Genomic DNA, 19,976 nt, shown 5'->3' with positions numbered 1-19,976 from the left:
CTTGGAATTACCAGCAATTGTCACCTTATTAGCACTATTAGAGTATTTATTTTTCACCTTTAAAGTAGGTATGGGCCGAGAAGAATACAAGGTAGAAGCGCCAGCAATCACTGGCAACCCTATTTGGGAGCGCATGTACCGAGTACAACAAAATACCTTAGAGCAGCTAATTGTCTTTATTCCAGCTTTATGGATATTTTCTTACTTTGCTAGCCCGTTAATTGGCTCTGTAATTGGTACGCTCTTCATTATAGGAAGGCCAATTTATTACTATAGTTATGTGAAGAATCCCAATACACGTACTTGGGGCTTTCTCTTAGGTTTTTTCGCAAACGTTATACTACTGATAGGTGGGTTAGGTAGAGCCATATATTCATTAATCGGTTAAATTTTATTATACAACTAAGTAATCGTAAAATTTGACATACCATATGTCTTTTATTTCAGATTAATCTTTGTCTGTGAATGGAGTTTTGTTTATACTACGCCCCCGTCCGGTAATGGTTTATTCTATGCTTAAAGCATAAAACTCAAACCAACTTTACAGAAATCTATTCAATTCAAAACGCCTATATTAGGGTTCTTATGACAAATTATATTTTCGTCACAGGTGGTGTGGTTTCATCACTTGGAAAAGGTATTGCAGCAGCCTCTCTTGCTGCAATTCTAGAAGCGAGGGGCCTCAAGGTTACCATGCTAAAGCTTGACCCCTATATTAATGTTGATCCCGGGACAATGAGCCCAATTCAACATGGTGAAGTATTTGTAACTGACGATGGCGCTGAAACAGACCTAGACTTAGGTCACTACGAACGCTTCATACGAACCCGTATGACTAAGGGCAATAACTTCACCACTGGCCGTGTATACGAAGAAGTATTAAAACGCGAACGACGTGGTGATTATTTAGGGGCAACCATTCAGGTTATTCCCCACATTACAAACGAAATTAAACGCCGTGTTATAGCCGGTGCTGAAGGAGTCGATGTAGCTATTGTTGAAATCGGCGGTACGGTCGGTGATATAGAATCACAACCTTTCATTGAAGCTGTGCGTCAACTAGGAGTTGAAGTTGGCCGAAACCGTGCCATGTTTATGCATCTTACTTTAGTTCCTTACCTAGCCGCATCTGGTGAAGTAAAGACTAAGCCGACTCAGCACTCTGTTAAAGAGTTACGTTCAGTTGGGGTTCAACCTGACATTCTAGTTTGTCGCTCAGAAGTCCCTTTACCTTCAAACGAACGTTCTAAGATAGCGCTGTTTACTAACGTTATCGACAAAGCTGTTATTTCGTTACGTGATGCAGACAGTATTTACAAAATACCAGCCATGCTAAAAGCGCAAGGTATGGATGAGCTAGTCACTGAGCGCTTCGGTTTAGAGTGCCCTGAAGCTGACCTATCTGAGTGGGAACAAGTACTTTACGCAGAGTCCAACCCAACTAACGAAATAACCGTAGGTATGGTGGGTAAATATGTAGAGCTTCCCGATGCCTATAAATCTGTAAATGAAGCTTTAAAACATGCGGGCTTAAAAAATCGCTTAGCAGTGAACATCAAGTATGTAGACTCACAAGATATTGAAAGTAAAGGTGAGCACATTCTTGAGGGCCTAGATGCCATACTTGTTCCTGGCGGCTTTGGTGAGCGAGGTGTTGAAGGTAAAATTGCAGCCGCGAAGTATGCCCGAGAAAATAAAATACCTTATTTAGGTATTTGTTTAGGTATGCAAGTCGCCCTTATTGAATACGCAAGAAATGTTGCAGGCATGGAAAACGCCAACAGTACCGAGTTTGATCCTGAGTCTCCCTACCCTGTTGTGGGTTTGATTACTGAATGGCTAGATGCAGATGGCACCACAGAGTCAAGAAGCGAGTCTTCAGATCTTGGTGGCACCATGCGTTTAGGGAGTCAACTATGTCACCTAATTCCAGGCAGTAAAGTACATGAAATGTACGGTTCAACTGAAATCTATGAACGTCACAGACACAGATATGAAGTTAACAACAATCTACGAAAAGAAATCGAAGCTGCGGGCTTGAAAGTTACAGGCTTGTCTACAGATAAACGTTTAGTAGAAGTAATAGAAGTACCCGATCACCCTTGGTTTGTTGCAGGGCAATTTCACCCTGAGTTCAACTCAACCCCAAGAGATGGTCACCCACTGTTTGAAGGCTTTGTAAAAGCCGCAGGGGAATATTTTAAGAGTCACAATTAGTTGGGTCGATTTAATCGACCTTTTCATTTTTTAATAATGTAAGGCAACAACCATGTCAAAGATAAGCAAAATTATTGGCCGTGAAGTAATGGACTCACGTGGTAACCCAACCGTAGAAGCAGATGTATATTTAGAATCTGGCGCAATGGGACGCGCTTGTGCACCATCAGGTGCATCAACTGGCTCACGTGAAGCATTAGAATTAAGAGATGGCGATAAAGGCCGTTATTTAGGTAAAGGTGTACTTAAAGCGGTTGCCGCCATTAATAATGATATTCAATCAGCTCTTATCGGTGTCGATGCTTTAGATCAAGCTGGCCTTGATAAAATCATGATCGACCTAGACGGTACAGAAAACAAAGAAAAATATGGTGCAAACGCAATATTAGCTGTTTCTCTAGCTGCTGCTAAAGCGGCCGCTATATTCAAAGGAATTCCTTTGTATCAACACATTGCTGACTTAAACGGCACACCAGGCGTTTACAGCATGCCAGTACCTATGATGAACATCATCAATGGTGGTGAGCACGCAGACAACAACGTTGATATTCAAGAGTTTATGGTTCAGCCAGTTGGCGCGCCTAGCTTTACAGAAGCACTACGTATGGGTGCAGAAATCTTCCACTCATTGAAAAAAGTATTAAATGCTAAGGGCTTAAATACAGCTGTTGGTGATGAAGGTGGTTTTGCTCCAGATTTAGGATCTAACGAAGAAGCTCTTTCTGTAATCGTTGAAGCAGTTGAAAAAGCAGGCTATGTGATGGACAAAGACGTTACACTTGCAATGGACTGTGCTGCATCAGAATTCTATGTTGATGGAAAGTATGATCTTAAAGGTGAAGGAAAAGTATTCGATTCTGAAGGATTCGGTGACTTCCTAGCTGATTTAAGTAAAAAATACCCAATCGTTTCTATCGAAGACGGTCTTGACGAAAGTGACTGGGATGGCTGGGCAAGCTTAACTAAGAAGATTGGTGACAGCGTGCAATTAGTTGGTGATGACTTGTTCGTAACCAACACCAAGATCCTTAAACGTGGTATCGATAATGGCATTGGTAACTCTATCTTAATCAAATTTAACCAAATCGGTTCTTTGACTGAGACTTTAGAAGCTATCCGTATGGCTCAAGCAGCTGGTTTCACAGTCGTTATCTCTCACCGTAGTGGTGAAACTGAAGACGCTACTATTGCTGATTTAGCAGTAGGTACAGCAGCCGGTCAAATCAAAACTGGTTCTCTATGTCGTTCAGATCGTGTTGCTAAGTACAACCAATTACTACGTATTGAGCAAGAGCTTGGTGACGCAGTAAAATACAATGGCCGTACTGAAATCAAAGGTCAGTAAATCTTAGATTTGCTTTTTACTGCAAAAAAACTGCATTTAAAGCTCGTAAGAGTATAAAATGGCCGGCTATTGCTGGCCATTTTTTTATTTACACCTTTAAAACATGCTTACCCCCTCATCAAAACAGGTAGATATATTTTCTGACGACAAGCGTCAGCAGCATTTTGCCGAGTTGTGTAATGCCCTTTACGAACGTGAATTAGCTAGCCTGTCCCAGCAAAAATTCAATAACATCAGTCTATTACAACGTAAAATAGCAGGCCTTAGACATCACATTAAGCGAGCAGCCTATAGCTTGTTACAGCATGACTCTCCTTTAGAAGTGGATTTACACAATGCGAGTTGGCAAGCCAAGCAAGCCGCAAAGTGTATGGCAGGTAAAGCAGACGCAGATAAAACAGAACAGTGGTATTTTGACAATGTTCAAATAGGCCGTTGCATTCCAATCCATGTGGATACATTGGGTGCCGAACATATTGAGCTAGATTCAGTAGACAGAATTGATTTAGAGAATGCCAAATTACACGCCAATAAATTTGGTTGGTTCGCTTTTAACGGGACTTTTCTTGAAGACAGCCCCCGTCAAATCGAAGTGCTAGATGCCAAGTTACTCAAGCCTAACAAAGCCATCCTAACTGCGGCCTGCTGTGGCCACCACTGGAATCACAAAGGCCGTTCTCAGCAAAGAGCACTATCCCTAAGAGAGTTGTTGTTGTCTTTATCAATAAACTGGAAAACGTTTAAATAGGTTTGTTTTTTAGAAATATTAGCTCTATTTACGTGCTGGCCCAGCTGGCGAAACTTCGCTCCTAAAGACACAGCTTTCACCGAACCATAGAAGATTACCTTGTTAGAGCATTCTTGCTCGAACACTCAACAAGCCAATTGTTTGGCTTTGAAATTAGAATCGCAGGAGATCAAAAAGATGTATCCACAAAGTAGGTATTAGAGCTACTGACTAAAGCCTAAATGTTAGTCAATTCAAAACTCCCATACACATTTCACAATCGCCAGTCTAAATAATTAATAGAACCTTTGTTGCGGTATTTATTTCCCACTCCTTTGCTAATCACTAAATATACTCTCTGTAATCGCCGAAAAATGCACCAGTACCGTTCATTATCATTATTGCAATGAACTAAATTGGACCAAAAGGTCCGATTTAAACTAACGGAATTAATCTAACTGTTTGTTTTTAATTAACTTTTACGCCTTGGCCTAGTTGATGCTGTAGCTAGACTTCGCGTTGATGAATCGGTTTATAGCAGTACGTTTTGTTCAAATGACGAACACATAAAAAACTATGTACAACTAAATGCCCGTTGGGGTTTTTCTAAAAACTATAAATGAGAGGAACAGATGGAATATTGGCGATTTAGTAAAAGTGCAATTGCGATAGCAGTAACTGGATTATTGAGTACCACTTTGGCTCATAGTGCTGAGAATGTTATAGAAAAAATCGAAATCACAGCACAAAAGCGCTCACAAAATATAAGTGATGTAGGTATTGCCGTTACCGCTTTTAGTGGTGAACAGTTAAAAGCCTTAGGATTAGATGAAAGCACTGAAATTATTGCCTATACCCCAGGGGTCTCGTTAGCCGGTGACATAGGTGGTCAAAGGGCCATTTTTAATATTCGCGGCGTAGTGCAAAACGATTACGCAGATATGGCCGAAGCGCCAGTGGCAGTTTATGTAGACGGCGGTTATTTAGCCAGTACCCAAGCACAAACCTTTGGTTTATTTGATGTGGCTCGTATAGAAGTTTTAAAAGGCCCTCAAGGTACCCTATTTGGTCGTAACGCTACCGGCGGTTTAGTCAATACTATTACAGCTAAGCCCACCGATGACTTTGAGGGTTACGCAAATTTTACTGCGGCTAGTTTTGAACAGTTTCGCTTAGAAGCAGCTGTATCTGGTACCTTAACCGACGGCATAGCTGGACGCCTTTCTGTATATAGCAATGTTCAAGGAGAAATTCTTGAGAACATTTATGAAGATACCGCAGAGCCCGACACTCGAGCAGGCTCAGTAGGTGGAGGTCAAGATGGTTACAACGACGATACCCAAGCCATTCGTGGCCAATTAGACTTTACATTAGGGGAAAACGGTAGCTTACTTCTAAGTGCTAATTTTGCCGATACAGTTAAAAGTGAAGGCCCCTACCAAGTTATCAATACCACAGAAATTAAAGACGCTAACGGCAACGTAATTGATGTTATTTATGCAGCTGATGATCCGCTAGGTTGTGACACTATTCAATTAGGAGAGTGTATTGATGGAAACTTTAATGGCGACCCTTTCAGACCTGTCCAGGGAGGTGACTTTAACGGAAACTTTGATCCAGACGGCTCAGGAGAAAAAGTAAATAAAGACTTTGCTTTTGATGATCAAAATAAAATTACCTCTCAAGGATTAGCGGCAACTATAGATTACACTTTCGACAGTTTTGATTTCTTTTCCATGAGTGACTACAAATATTTTGAACGAAAAATTGGACTAGATTCTGATCAAACAGCCTCCCCTGAACTTATTTTTCAATCTTATAGTGAAATTTCTCAATTTAGCCAAGAGCTGCGTTTCTCAGGAGAGACTGACGATATTCAATGGGTGGCTGGACTTTATTATTTAGGTATAGACACTGACTACAGTCAGGGCTTAGCCGCATCACCGACTGCTTATTTCTTAGGGGGCGAGGAAAACAATACCTTAGTAGACCTCAGCACCGACTCTTATTCAATATTTGGTCAATTTGATTACGCCATTAACGATAACTATGTACTTGTGGGCGGCTTACGTCTGATGCAAGAAAACAAAAATATGCATGGGGATGTCTATCAAAATACCAATACAGATGATCGCGTTATTGAAATAGATACAAGTAGCAGTTCTCTTGAAGTGTACGATGAAGATAACGACCAAGATTTATGGTCAGCAAAATTACAACTTGAATACTCAGTAGCAAACAACCTCTATTATGTGGGCATAAACCGTGGTGTTAAAGCCGGTAGCTTCAATGCGCCTTTGTTTGGTGGTTTTAGTAGCTATGATCCGGAAGTTTTAATATCAATAGAAGCAGGCATGAAACTTGAGTTATGGGATGGCTTAGGTGTGTTTAACGCCAGTATATATAACTATGATTATACTGATTACCAATCATTTTCTTGGGTCAACAACTCTGGGGTTGTATCAAATGAAGAAGCTAGCTTCAAAGGACTGGAAGCCGAACTTTTCTTGACCCCAAGTAAGAGCCTAGATGTGGTCCTAAGTGCATCCTATACAGACGCAACTGTTGAGAATTTAGAGGTAGCCGATGGCGTATTTAAGGATACTAAACCCGCCTTTACCCCAGAATACCAAGCAGCTGTCATACTCAGATATAACTGGGATTTAGACACTGGAAATATAGCCGCTCAAATTAGCGCCTCATATCAATCAGAGACCTTCCACAATGCTCGTAATTTCACAGCCCACGAAATTGAATCCCATGTTAAAGCAGACTCCCGTGTGACTTGGACCAAGGATCTATGGAGCTTAGTGGCCTACGTCGATAACCTGTTTGATTCTGACCATGAAATTATCGGGTTTGACGTGACAGGCTTCTATGGCACAAGCCAAATATCCTATGCCAAACCTCGTACTTTTGGCTTAACGGTTGAGCGTAAATTTTAGCCCTAACACAAACTGCAAGCCGATTAGATAACCTAATCGGCTTCTATAGTTAAGGTGCTGTTTTTAACAGTTCCAATATAAAAGAAAACGTTTATACAAAGGTTAAATAATGCAGCAACAAGATAAAACCATTTTCAACACAAGCCATGATATAGACCTATGGAATCCTGATTTAGCGCCAACAACCCACGCTAGCCGCACCTGGAACTGGCTTCACTTCGCTTCATTATGGGTAGCTATGGTGATATGTGTCCCCGCTTATATGTTGGCCTCTGGTTTGGTATCTGAAGGGATGAATTGGTGGCAAGCTGTCATTACTGTGATGTTAGGTAATGTCATTGTTTTGGTACCTATGGTCTTAGTAGGCCATGCAGGAGCAAAATATGGCGTGCCTTTTCCAGTGCTATTACGTAGTGCATTTGGCACTAAAGGAGCGCGAATTCCGGCTATAGCCAGAGGGTTAGTTGCCTGTGGTTGGTTTGGCATTCAGAGTTGGATGGGAGGCTCCGCCATTTATGTGATTGTAAATAGCCTGACCGCCGACGCTCTAATAGGCGAGGCCTTACCCTTTTTCGGAATAAACCTGTTGCAGCTAGGATGTTTCATAACATTTTGGGCCATGCACCTTTATTTTATCAGTCGTGGCACAGAATCAATTCGTTGGCTCGAAAGTTTTGCCGCCCCATTTCTCATCGCTATGGGATTAGCATTGCTGTACTGGGCTTATTCTAAAGCAGGCGGGTTTGGCCAAATGCTTTCTGTACCTTCTAAGTTTGGCCCTGGTGCCGAAAAAGAAGGTCAGTTTATTCCTGTATTTATCGCTGGCGTAACTGCCATGGTGAGCTTTTGGGCAACCATGGCCTTAAACATCCCTGATTTCACCCGTTTTGCTAAATCTCAAAAAGACCAAATACTTGGCCAAGCCGTCGGCTTACCTATTCCAATGGCATTATTTGCTTTTATCGGCGTAGCGGTTACCTCTGCCTCTGTGGTGATTTACGGCGAGCCTATTTGGGATCCAATAGCTCTAGCCGGTAAAATGGGGGGAATGGGCGTAGTGTTTGCTATGGCTGTGCTAGTTTTAGCAACACTTACTACTAACCTAGCAGCAAACTTAGTCGCACCCGCTTATGGATTTTCGAATCTTAGTCCTAAAACCATCAACTTCAAATTAGGCGGCTACATAGCAGCAGGGATTGGACTCGCTATTTTTCCTTGGAAACTACTCGAAACTGCTGGAGGTTACTTATTTGTTTGGCTAGTGGGCTATTCAGCATTACTTGGCCCAATTGCAGGTATTCTGCTAGCAGACTATTTTTTACTGAGAAAGTGCCAATTAAATGTTGCAGATTTGTTCCGCCACAATGGTGAATATGGCGCATCTAACGGCTGGAACTGGGCGGGACTGAGCGCTTTAGTTCTGGGTATATTACCTAACCTACCAGGTTTTTTACATGCCGCAGGTATACTAAGCTCAGTGCCAACGGTATTTGACACTATATATGGTTATGCTTGGTTTGTGGGATTGTTCTTAGCAGCCGGATTGTATTTAATACTAAGCAAATTAATTTATCGCTAATGATTACAATCCAAATTATTTAGCCTAGGATTTTGCTTCAAGTTAAACTAGTGCCTAACCAAAATCATACAGCCCTTAGTTACGGAGAAACATTATGACTCAAACAGCTTATGAACAAGCCGTTATGCTTATTGATAAGGCTAACAGTGAAGATCCTAATGTTGAAATTGCTAACGGTAAAGCACTGCCAAAGGAGTTATTATACGGCCAGCGTATGTCTGACATGCTAAACCGCTACAAAGGTGACGCCGACCATGTAATGCAACTAGCTGTGCGCGGCCAGCATATCCAACGCTGGCAATCACCCCGTAGTGATTACCCTATGAACCGTCAGGGATATCATAAATGGCGCAGCGACCTTTATATTTTTCATGGAAATAAAGTAGCTGCCATCATGACTCAAGTAGGCTTTGCTGAAGAGGCCATACAAAGGGCTAAAAATGCCGTGGCAAAAGTAGCGATAAAATCCAATCCAGATGCACAGTTACTTGAAGATGTAGCCAGCTTAGTGTTTATAGAACACTACATGTTAGGTTTTGCAGAAAAACACCCAGAATATAGCGAAGAAAAATGGATAAGCATTATTCAAAAAACGTGGCGAAAAATGTCTGAACAAGCCCATGCTTTTGTTCTTGCAGGTAAAATTACTTTACCAAATGAGCTCACCCCCGTTATTTTAAAAGCAGTCAGCCCTTAAAGTATACATTACTAAAGACTGACCCATATCAATAAATCAGCAAAGAATTTTGCAAAACCTAGGGTTATGAGCCATATTCACGGAGTCTGTAACCTTTGGCATTTCAAGCTTATAGGAGCTTAACATCATCTCAAGAATTAGTAGTTTTAGTGCATTAGGGTTATTAATCTACTTCATGTCTGTACATTCCCACGCCACTACAGAGCTTAGTGAACGTGTCAGTATCAGTGGTTTTACACGTATTGTAGCTGGCTACCTTGATGAGTCAGATGCTACCTATGGTAATTACTCAAATAGCTTAAGTATTTCTGAGCAATCTTTGTTTGCTATCCAAGGTGACGTAATCATCACTGATACGCTTAGCGCATCAGGTCAATTGTTAGCTCATTCCAGTGAAGAGCGGGATTCAGGTGTAGAATGGTTATATCTTACCTACGAACCCAACTACAATTGGCAATTTAAACTTGGAAAGTTAAGAACGCCCTTTTTTCGTTATACCGATGTCATAGATGTTGGGTTTTCTTACCCTTGGATATCTCCCCCGCAGCAAGTTTACAGTGGCTTTTTATTTTCAAACTATGAAGGCGCCAGCGGTACCTATAAATTTAATATTGCAGAGCTTAATTTTGATGTAGAAGCCTATTACGGCACATACAGCGGAGACTTTTCTAGAGCGGGAGAAGAAATTGCGATTGATGTGGATGAAATTAAGGGCCTTATATTTACACTCAATAGAGGCAACCTAACGGCTAGAGCATCGGTGACCCAGTCTTCAGATTTTTACGCCGACTTTCCTGGTTTTAATGATTTTGCCGATATTCTAGAAGCGGCTGGCTATCCAGAAAACGCTGAGTCCTTAAGGTTTAATGGTAAAGCAACCGGTTACCAAGCGAATATTAACTATGATACTTTGGATTACTTTATTGCATCTGAATGGGTAAAGATTGAATCAGACCTTCTGGTGGTCCCCCAATTAGAATCAATGTATCTAACTCTAGGATATAATTTCGACCAATTTCAACTACACCTAACTTTTGCCACTTCTGATAGTTCATACAATATTCCCGAGAATTTAATTCCCAAATTCATTGATGACCAATTAACAGAGCTGTCTTTTATCTATGATGGGATAACTAATAATCTACCTTTGTATTCCCTAGACTCACTAACTGCTGGGTTGCGCTGGGATATTAGATTTAATTTGTCTGCCAAAGCTGAAATCACATTTTTAAAAGGTAAATCAAACGAGAATTCATTTTTTGAAGATATAACCAATCCTAACTTTGACCGTAAAGCGACCCTTTACCAAATTGGTTTAGAGTGGGTATTCTGATGAAAAAAATAACGACTCAACTATTGCTAGCACTATCTTTTATAAGTTTTTATGCATCCTCAAATAGCATAGTGATAGTAGCAAATACCGACCAAGTTGACTTGTCCGTACAAAAACGTCATGTCAGAGATATTTTTATGGGAAGTAGTTCTCAGTACCACCTTAAACCAGTGATTTTGCCTCCCAACACCGAGGCTAGATTGATTTTTAACACTAAAGTTGTGGGGCTAACCGAGTCGAGGATCCAATCTTATTGGGCACAAATGCAATTTGGTGGACGAAAGAAACCACCTATTGAGTTTGAGTCCCCAGATTCAATGCTTGAGTATGTAAAGAACAACAAGAATACAGTCACCTATGTTCCGGCACATATGGAGATCCCTCAAGGCCTTACAATCATTTACAGAGTCGATTAGTGTCTGCGTGCTTGACCTCAGAATTAGAGCGCAGTAATCAAAAGAAAACCTTTAGATGCATAAAAGCTACTTTGAAAACAACAGCATAGTTTCAACATGGGCAGTTTGCGGGAACATATCCATCATAGCCCCACGCATGACTTTGTAACCTTTACTAACTAAGTATTCAGCATCTCTAGCTAACGTGGCTGCATCACAAGATACATACAAGATGCTCTTTGGTTTGAGTTTTACAATAGTTGGTAAAAACTCGAAAGCGCCAGCCCGAGGAGGGTCTAGCAAGACCTTTGTTACCCCTAGCGAACTAATCTCCTTGTTTGCAGCTTTAGTTAAATCTGCAGCAATAAAGGATAAGTTATCCAAATTATTGGTCTTAGCGTTAGCAATGCCGGCTGCAACCATACTCTCTTGAACTTCTACCCCCACCACCTTTTTAGCTCGACTTGCCAACGGCAAAGAAAAATTTCCTACTCCACAGAATAAATCAACTATGGTGTCATCTTTATTTGGAGCCAGCCAATCCATAGCTTGAGCAATCATTTTTTGATTCATATCCCCATTAACCTGGATAAAATCTTGGGGGTGGTAGTTAAGCTTTAAGCCCTCTACATTAAAATATCTCTTTGCTTCAGGCGCGACTAGTGCACTGTCTTGTTCCGCAAATTGCCAATACAAGTCAATGTTTTGAGGCTGGGCCCATTGCGCCCAACGTTCTTGATAATCAGATGATAAATTAGCAGTTAGTCGAAACAAGATAGAGGCACCTTTATCATCTTCCAGCAATTCTATATGACCTATCTTGTCAGCAAGGCCAGCCAAACTATCATCATGAACTAATGCAGTTTTTAAAGCGCCCAATAGCTGCTGCAATCTCGGTGTTAATACTATGCAATTATCAATTGAAACGATTTTATTTGAGCCTAGGGCACGAAACCCCAGCGCTAACTGGCCTTGGTTCACTCGAACCGACAATCTAGCCCTACGCCTATATCCTAATGCTGCATCGGCTAGTAAGGAAATATCGTCGGGTTCACATACTTTTCGCAACTGGCCTTGTAACCAAAGCTTTTTAGACACTCTTTGCTGCTTTATTTCTAAATGTTGAAAACTGCAGCCCCCACAGGTTTCATAATGAGCACAGGGTGGGTTTACCCTGTATTCACTCGCTTCAACTACTGCGACTAATTTGGCTTCATCAAACCTACGATTTGACTTAAACACCTGCGCTTGAACCGTTTCTTTAGGTAAAGCCCCGGCGATAAAAGTCACTTTACCTGAAGCCCTTGCCACACCTTTACCATCATGAGTTAGCCCATCTATATAAAAGGAATTCACAGGACCAATGGGCTGAGAGTTTTTTTTACGACGAGAATTTTTAGTGGTATACCGAGCACTTCTAGAAGTAGACTTGGTAGCTTTCGTTATTTTAGAAAAAGCTTTAATCAAAAGAGACTCTGACGCTGCAAACAAACTAGAACGGTATCATACCACTACTATATGTAAGGCGCTTAACTAAGTGTTAAAACAAATGACAATCTAAAGTTTGCTGTACACCTTCTCACTTTTTGCAAATATTCAAATCAAACTACCTAATTTCTGGACATACTCTTGATATTCATTTGGTGAAGCACTTTCAAAGTCATCAATTAAGTTTAGTAATTCGTTGGATTTATCCGAAGTAACTTTTCTAATGAATACATAACCTGTTTCATAAATTCTCGAAAAATCAGTAGATTCAAATACCTTCACACTATCGTTATATTCAAAGTATTCAAGGTTCATCCAATTAACAAGGTTTCTTTGTTCAGGTTCAGGCCCCTTTTTTGTTGTTTTTTCTTTAAAAGTAGAATTAAAAACAACTGTATGTATATAAAGCTCATCACTAGACATAGTTGAGGTAAAAAAGTTATTTATTTCTAGTTCCCTTAAATAAAAATCATATATGTACTGAACACACGCTTGTGTTAAAGCCCAAGTTGCGTGACCAAAATATACATCTAAATCTCTATCATCACTGCTTATGATTCGCCCAGAACGAGTGGGTAACTTAAATAGCTTGTTAAATTTATGCCATAGTTTAAATACTTTAGAAACTCTCGAGAAAAACCAAGCTTGCTTTATACGGCACCAGAAATAGTAATCCTTGGATTTCGATACATTGCAAGCCCGAATAAACTCAACGTCTGAGTGTGATTCGAAAAATTTTGATAATGTGGAGTTTGAATAAAGGGGGTAATCAAGCCCTTGTAACAGTATAAATCTATCACTGTTAGCAGATAAACTTTCTTTAATTAATTCCATAGTAGCTTGAATGGCAGTAAAACTTCCCCATTTCGCATCGTATCTATTTTTACAAAAATGAACATTATCCAAATCACCTATCGCATTTCTGAAAAGATTAATATCTGATTTGATGTCTACATGAATATAAACTTTATTGTGCTCGTCACTCGCTAACTTTTTAACCAACCTCGCTATATGAATCGGGTCCGTATGGCATAATATTAGATACGCTAATTCCATTAAAAATAACCTTCTGCTGGCTTCCTTGACTTATTTTAGATTTATATTACCAGTTAATTTTTTGTTTATCAGTAGTTTATCTTTAATAAAAGATAATAGCTTCATAGTTTATTTTCCTTAAATATATCTTGAAAAAGTCACGTTCAGGAAAAAGCAAATTAATTCACCTAACTTACAATAAAAAATATCCATTATACTGGTGCCAATTAATTTTAAATATTCCTTTATGGTGAATTCTTACTCACTTACATAGGAAAATGTAACGCTTTGTTACGTATTTGGGAGCAATAATGTCAAATCATGTCTTGAGTGTAATTCAAGCTTTACAATACACTGTCCAAGAAAGCATCCCCAATAAAAATAAAAGATTATGGATGTAATAATTATAATTAACGGCAGAGGAACAAATAATGGAAAGACGCGATTTTATTAAAATCGGCGGCGCGGGTATGGGTGCACTAATGCTACCAGTATCAGGTATTGCAATATCCGCAGAGCAATTGTTAGACAAACCAATGGATGTGGCTTACAAGAAAAAATTAGCAGATATCGCGCTAAATGCAGCTAAAGCAAAAGGTGCCACCTACGCAGATGCCCGCATCGGACGCTATTTAAACCAATTTGTGACTACACGAGAAACTCGGGTAGACAATATAGTCAATACAGAGTCAGCAGGTATTGGCGTGCGAGTTATCGCAAACGGGACCTGGGGCTTTGCGTCTACTTCTAATATGACACCAGATAGCGTAGCTAAGACAGCTGAACGAGCAGTCGCGGTGGCAATGGCCAACTCAAAATTTCAAACATCACCTGTTAAATTAGCACCTGTAAAAGGTGTAGGTGAAGTTAGCTGGCAAACGCCAATCAAAAAAAATGCTATGGAAGTCCCCATTAAAGACAAAGTAGATCTTTTACTTTCTGTTAATGATGCAGCTATGTCTAACGGTGCTAACTACATTACTTCTACTTTATTTTTAGTTAATGAACAAAAATATTTCGCTTCTACAGATGGCTCTTATATCGACCAAGACGTACACCGTTTATGGGCCCCTTTCTCCGCAACCGCTATTGGTAAAAACGGATTTAAACAGCGAAGAGCCTTGGGTAATCCAGTAGGAATGGGCTTTGAGTATTTAGACGGCCTTGAGAAAGACAAAGTAAGAATAACCGGCGCTAACGTAGGTTATAACAATTCTTACGATATGGTTGAAGATGCTGCCGCCGCAGGTAAACAACTTAAAAACAAGCTGAAAGCTAAAACCGTTGAGCCAGGTAAATATGACTTAGTGCTCGACCCTGCTCACCTAATGTTAACTATCCATGAGTCTGTTGGCCATCCATTAGAATTAGACCGAGTATTAGGCTACGAAGCCAACTATGCAGGTACCAGCTTTGCTACTCTAGATAAGTGGAAAAGCGGTAAATTTCAATATGGCTCAGATATCGTTAATCTATTCGCAGATAAAACCCAGCCTTACTCATTAGGTAATGTTGCTTACGATGATGAAGGTGTAAAAACCAAACAATGGGATTTAGTAAAAGACGGTATCCTTGTTAACTATCAAGCTACCCGTGACCAAGTCCATATGATTGACCAAAACGAATCCCATGGTTGTAGTTATTCTCAAAGCTGGCGTGACGTGCAATTCCAACGAATGTCTAATGTGTCTTTGAAACCAAACGAAAAAGATATTTCAGCAGAAGATGTGATCAAGGATGTAGAAAAGGGTATTTATATTGCGGGCCGTGGTTCATTCTCTATCGACCAGCAACGTTATAACTTCCAGTTCGGTGGGCAACTTTTCTACGAAATAAAGGATGGAAAGATTGTTGACCAAATTGAAGATGTGGCGTACCAATCGAATACCCAAGAGTTTTGGAATAGCTGCACCCAATTAGCAGGTAAATCAGACTACAGAGTAGGTGGTTCATTCTTCGATGGAAAAGGCCAACCCTCACAGGTTAGTGCTGTGTCTCATGGTTGTCCAACAACCAGATTCAACAACATAAACGTCATTAACACTGCACGTAATGTTTAAGTCAGCAACTAATTAGAGGAAAACCACTATGACTATATTATCCGAACAACAATCAAAAACCTTGCTGGCAAAAGTACTTAAATACTCTAAAGCAGATGAAATCGAATGCAATCTAGAAGGAAAGGTAGGCGGTAACATTCGCTATGCTCGTAATACGGTTTCAACAGCCGGCGAAGAAAGTGATCTAGAGCTAATCGTGCAATCCACATTTGGAAAACGAATGGGCGTTGCCACTATCAATGAATTTGATGATGCTTCATTAGAAAAAGTCGTTCGCCGCTCTGAAGAACTCGCCAAACTTGCTCCTGAAAACAAAGAACAAATGCCAGTTTTTGGCAAGCAAAAATACACTGACTCAAAAACCTTCTTTGAATCTACTGCTAAAGTAACACCTAGCGACAGAGCCGAAGATGCCGCGAGCAGTATCATGCCATCTAAAAAGAATAAATTAGTGGCAGCAGGCTTTTTAGAAGAAGCAGTAACCTTTACCGCTATTATGAACAACAAGGGCTTGTTTGCTTATAACAAAGCTACCGACGTGGACTTCTCAGTTACAATACGTACTGAAGATGGCAAAGGCTCAGGCTGGGCTAGTCAAAACTATAGTGACTACTCTTTACTTGATACTGCAAAAGCGTCCAACATAGCCATTCAAAAATCTAAAGGCTCGGTTGATGCTAAAGCTATGGAGCCTGGAAAATACACAGTTATCTTAGAGCCCGCTGCAAGTGTTGGTTTAATACGCAACATGATGCGAAGCTTTGACCAACGTAGTGCTGATGAGGGACGTAGCTTCTTAAGCTACAAGCCGGATGAAGATGAAGACCAAGCAACTGCTCCTAAAAATAAACTAGGTCAAAAAATGTTTGATGGCCAAGTTAATATCTATTCTGACCCTCAGCATCCAATTGCGCCAACAGCGCCTTTTAGCGGTAACGGTTATCCATTAACTAAAACTGACTGGATTAAAGACGGTACGATTGCCAATATGCCAAATACCCCCTATTGGGCAAAGAAAACCGGAGTGCCTTATATTCCAAGAGGTGAAAACATCATAATGATGGGTGGTGACCAGTCATTGCAAGATATGATTAAAAGCACCCGCAGAGGCGTTTTAGTAACGCGCCTTTGGTATATCCGAGCGCTAGACCCACAAACCTTGCTATACACTGGATTAACCCGTGATGGCACCTTTTATATTGAAAACGGAAAGATTAAATATCCAATCAAGAACTTCCGTTTCAATGAAAGCCCAATTGTTATGTTGAATAATATTGAAGCTTTAGGTAAGCCAGAAAGGATCAATGGGAATATGATCCCTCCCATGAAAATAAGAGACTTTACCTTTAGTAGCTTATCTGACGCGGTATAGAAAACGTTACCCAAGGCGCTTTGTGCTGCCTTGGGTATTTTAATGTCCTTTCATTGATGATTGTTAGTCCTTATGCAAAAAGACCGTCGGCAATTTGTATCTTCTGCTTGTGCCTTGGCAGTAACCTTGGTGTTACCGAAGATTTCATATAGTCAAAATAGTGAATACGACTTTTACTTCACACGCTTGAGCTACGAATCTGGCGATTGGGAGGTAGATGAACGAATGCCAGCAAATGTGCTCAACTCACTAATTGAATACACGAGTATCAGGGTTGATATTCAAGAAAGAATCATTCCTCTATCAGATCCAAGCATGCTAAGTGCACCTTTTTGCTATATGGCTGGACACAGGTTAGTGCAGTTTAACCAGCAAGAAAAAAAGAACTTTAAGCAGTACGTAGAAAATGGTGGGTTTGTTTTTGTAGACGACTGTAATCATGATATTGACGGTATGTTTGCTAGGTCGTTTGAAGCTGAAATGCTGGATATTTTTGGCCCAGACGCCTTAAATAAAATCCCCAATGATCATGCTATTTATTCGTCATTTTTTGAGTTTGATGGACCACCTAAAACGTCCATAGAGCTAAATGGCTGGGGTGATGATTTAGTTCATGATTACTTAAAAGCCATTGAGATAAACGGACGGATAGCCGTTTTGTATAGTAACAAAGACTTAGGTTGTGAATGGGACTATGACTTTAGAAACAAACGCTGGCTAAGAGAAGATAACACCAAATTTGCTGTCAATATTGTCGTATACGCAATGACAGCTTAATGGGCCTAGATGTGGCGTTAAACCAATTTTTCAAATCAAATATAAGAATAAACTAATGATGAACAAAGAAGCTTTAACCCAAGAAGACATTGAGCTATTACTCAGCAAACTTAACAATGTTGGTGCTGAAATAGGTAAAGTGATAGTTGGTCAGCAGCAAGTTATTCAACAATTACTGGTGAGTATTCTAGCTGGTGGGCACTGCCTACTTGAAGGTGTACCAGGGCTGGCTAAAACCTTAATGGTGCACACCTTAGCGCAAACCTTAGAGCTAGAATTCAAGCGGGTACAATTTACGCCAGATTTAATGCCAAGTGATATAGTGGGTACTGAAATACTTGAGACTGACCATGAAAGTGGAGACCGTTTTTTCAAATTTCAAAAGGGACCAGTATTCACCAATATTTTATTAGCAGACGAAATAAACCGTACGCCTCCAAAAACTCAGGCAGCCCTGCTTGAAGCCATGCAAGAGAAAATAGTCAGTTATGGCGGCACAAGTTACCCGCTACCTAAACCGTTTTTTGTTTTAGCAACACAAAACCCTGTAGAACAAGCAGGGACTTACCCTTTACCTGAAGCCCAATTAGACAGGTTTCTGATGTTTATCAGTGTGGACTACCCTAGCGAACAAGAAGAAATGGAAGTGCTCCGTCGTACCACAGGCACAAGTTCAGAGCAGCCCAACGCCATGCTAAATGCTCAAGATATAGTGCAATTGCAACAGCTAGTAAGAGACATAGACATTTCCGACACTTTGCTCGCTTATGTCAATCAACTGACCCGTAATACCCGCCCTAATAACAGTGTATCTGAATCGGTCAAAAAATATGTGCGCTGGGGAGCAGGCCCTCGAGCTGGACAAGCTTTAGTCTTGTGCGCCAAAGCGAATGCCCTAATGAATAGACGCTTTGCAGTTACCTTAGATGATATTCATGGGGTTACCCATGGGATACTAAGGCATCGCTTACTATTGAATTTTCAAGCTGAAGCTCAAAACGTCACTACAGAACAGGTTATAAACGCGTTAATCAAAGAGCTGCCTTTACCTAAAGGCCCTTTTACTAAGTCAGCCAAATAACATATGGACCAGTTTCTCGACCCTTTGGTACTCGCCCGCATAAAAAACATGCCCTTAGTTGCCAAAACTGTCGCTCAGGGCTTTTTGCACGGCTTACACAATAGTGTAAAACGAGGGACAGGCATCGAGTTTAGTCAGTATCGTGCCTACGAGCCTGGAGATGCACTGTCTAACATTGATTGGAAGTTATATGCGCGCTCGGACAAATATTTTGTTCGTGAGTCAGAAAGAGAAAGTAATATCAATATTTGGCTAGTACTAGATGCCAGTGCCTCTATGTTACAACAGGGGGCAGACTCTAAAGAAGGCTGGAATAAGTTTGACTATGCACGCCATCTTTTAGCCACTATTGGTTATATAGCCCACCAGCAAGGCGACGGATTAGGTTTACTGGGATTATCTAGCCAAAATTTACACTTTTTACCTGCCTTACCCGGTAAACAGCAGTGGCAAAAGTGCTTGTTGCAACTCAGCAATATGGAAGCAGGCGAAACCTTTCCAAGCAGTGGGCTTATTCAAAACTATCTAGCTAAAATGCAACAAAATGCCCTGGTATTTGTTGTTAGCGACTTCTACGAGCATAACAATGAAATCTTCGATTTTATGGCAAATTTATCTAGCCATAAAACAGAAGTTGTAGCGCTGCAACTTGAAACTGATGAAGAAATCACATTTCCATACAAGGGGCATATTCACTTTGAGGACAGAGAAACCAAGCAGCAAGTTTTAGTGTCAGCTAAAGATGTAAGAGCGGATTACCTTGCCAATAGAGCCAGTTTAAATCAAAAAATTCAGCAGCGACTCACCGCTAACAATATTCAACATATAAAAGGCAACATAGATAAAGCTTTAGATGAAACCCTGCATCAATTTCTACTGGCTAGAGGCAAATTGTTATGAGCCTGAGTCTGCATACTTTGGATTT

16 protein-coding genes are annotated in these 19,976 nt (G+C 40.5%); 14 read left to right on the top strand and 2 right to left on the bottom strand.

All coding sequences use genetic code 11. The features are described 5' to 3' along the window. The first annotated feature begins 1 nt into the window (after position 1). The 9 genes from ACMUMK_RS04645 (at position 2) to ACMUMK_RS04605 (ending at position 11,259) form a co-directional block, all read left to right on the top strand. Positions 2–388, top strand: coding sequence for an MAPEG family protein (locus ACMUMK_RS04645; protein ID WP_414699955.1), 387 nt, complete (start codon positions 2–4; stop codon positions 386–388). Between the two features lie 197 nt (positions 389–585). Further along, complete coding sequence (locus tag ACMUMK_RS04640; protein WP_414699954.1) at positions 586–2,217, top strand: CTP synthase; 1,632 nt, start codon at positions 586–588, stop codon at positions 2,215–2,217. 52 nt (positions 2,218–2,269) lie between these two features. Then, positions 2,270–3,562, top strand: a complete 1,293-nt coding sequence (gene eno / locus ACMUMK_RS04635; RefSeq protein ID WP_414699953.1) for a phosphopyruvate hydratase — start codon at positions 2,270–2,272, stop codon at positions 3,560–3,562. Positions 3,563–3,665: 103 nt separating this feature from the next. Next, positions 3,666–4,310, top strand: coding sequence for a hypothetical protein (locus ACMUMK_RS04630; protein WP_414699952.1), 645 nt, complete (start codon positions 3,666–3,668; stop codon positions 4,308–4,310). Between the two features lie 611 nt (positions 4,311–4,921). Further along, positions 4,922–7,234, top strand: a complete 2,313-nt coding sequence (locus ACMUMK_RS04625; protein ID WP_414699951.1) for a TonB-dependent receptor — start codon at positions 4,922–4,924, stop codon at positions 7,232–7,234. 109 nt (positions 7,235–7,343) lie between these two features. Beyond that, a complete protein-coding gene (locus ACMUMK_RS04620; protein WP_414699950.1) occupies positions 7,344–8,813 on the top strand; it encodes an NCS1 family nucleobase:cation symporter-1 in 1,470 nt (489 codons plus the stop codon). 94 nt (positions 8,814–8,907) lie between these two features. Then, positions 8,908–9,510: a DUF4202 domain-containing protein gene (locus tag ACMUMK_RS04615; protein WP_414699949.1), complete on the top strand. Its 603-nt coding sequence runs from the start codon at positions 8,908–8,910 to the stop codon at positions 9,508–9,510. Between the two features lie 175 nt (positions 9,511–9,685). Beyond that, positions 9,686–10,843: a hypothetical protein gene (locus tag ACMUMK_RS04610; RefSeq protein WP_414699948.1), complete on the top strand. Its 1,158-nt coding sequence runs from the start codon at positions 9,686–9,688 to the stop codon at positions 10,841–10,843. After that, positions 10,843–11,259 (top strand): hypothetical protein, encoded by a 417-nt coding sequence (locus tag ACMUMK_RS04605; protein ID WP_414699947.1) that lies wholly within the window; start codon positions 10,843–10,845, stop codon positions 11,257–11,259. The genes ACMUMK_RS04610 and ACMUMK_RS04605 overlap by 1 nt, the downstream gene beginning before the upstream one ends. Positions 11,260–11,325: 66 nt before the next feature. On the opposite strand, the gene rlmD is transcribed toward ACMUMK_RS04605, so the two are convergent. Both rlmD and ACMUMK_RS04595 read right to left on the bottom strand, forming a co-directional pair. Continuing rightward, positions 11,326–12,705: a 23S rRNA (uracil(1939)-C(5))-methyltransferase RlmD gene (gene rlmD / locus ACMUMK_RS04600; protein ID WP_414699946.1), complete on the bottom strand. Its 1,380-nt coding sequence runs from the start codon at positions 12,703–12,705 to the stop codon at positions 11,326–11,328. A 129-nt stretch (positions 12,706–12,834) separates the two neighbouring features. After that, positions 12,835–13,782, bottom strand: coding sequence for a beta-1,6-N-acetylglucosaminyltransferase (locus ACMUMK_RS04595; protein WP_414699945.1), 948 nt, complete (start codon positions 13,780–13,782; stop codon positions 12,835–12,837). Positions 13,783–14,192: 410 nt separating this feature from the next. Between ACMUMK_RS04595 and ACMUMK_RS04590 the strand changes: the two genes are divergently transcribed. The 5 genes from ACMUMK_RS04590 (at position 14,193) to ACMUMK_RS04570 (ending at position 19,951) form a co-directional block, all read left to right on the top strand. Beyond that, on the top strand, positions 14,193–15,821 hold the full coding sequence (locus ACMUMK_RS04590; protein ID WP_414699944.1) for a TldD/PmbA family protein: 1,629 nt from the start codon (positions 14,193–14,195) through the stop codon (positions 15,819–15,821). A gap of 28 nt (positions 15,822–15,849) precedes the next feature. Further along, entirely contained in the window at positions 15,850–17,193 is a 1,344-nt protein-coding gene (locus ACMUMK_RS04585; protein ID WP_414699943.1) for a TldD/PmbA family protein, read from the top strand. Between the two features lie 72 nt (positions 17,194–17,265). Continuing rightward, on the top strand, positions 17,266–17,970 hold the full coding sequence (locus tag ACMUMK_RS04580) for a DUF4159 domain-containing protein (protein ID WP_414699942.1): 705 nt from the start codon (positions 17,266–17,268) through the stop codon (positions 17,968–17,970). A gap of 58 nt (positions 17,971–18,028) precedes the next feature. Then, on the top strand, positions 18,029–19,051 hold the full coding sequence (locus ACMUMK_RS04575; protein ID WP_414700325.1) for an AAA family ATPase: 1,023 nt from the start codon (positions 18,029–18,031) through the stop codon (positions 19,049–19,051). A gap of 3 nt (positions 19,052–19,054) precedes the next feature. Next, positions 19,055–19,951 carry a DUF58 domain-containing protein gene (locus ACMUMK_RS04570; RefSeq protein WP_414699941.1) on the top strand — a complete coding sequence of 299 codons (897 nt, stop codon included), beginning with the start codon at positions 19,055–19,057 and terminating at the stop codon, positions 19,949–19,951. Positions 19,952–19,976: the final 25 nt, after the last annotated feature.

Origin of the sequence: Paraglaciecola sp. 2405UD69-4, from assembly GCF_047525415.1 — a bacterium.
In the GTDB taxonomy this organism is placed as follows: Bacteria; Pseudomonadota; Gammaproteobacteria; order Enterobacterales; family Alteromonadaceae; genus Paraglaciecola.
The sequence above is the reverse complement of the archived record's forward strand: the minus strand, read 5'-3'. Positions and strand labels throughout refer to the sequence as shown.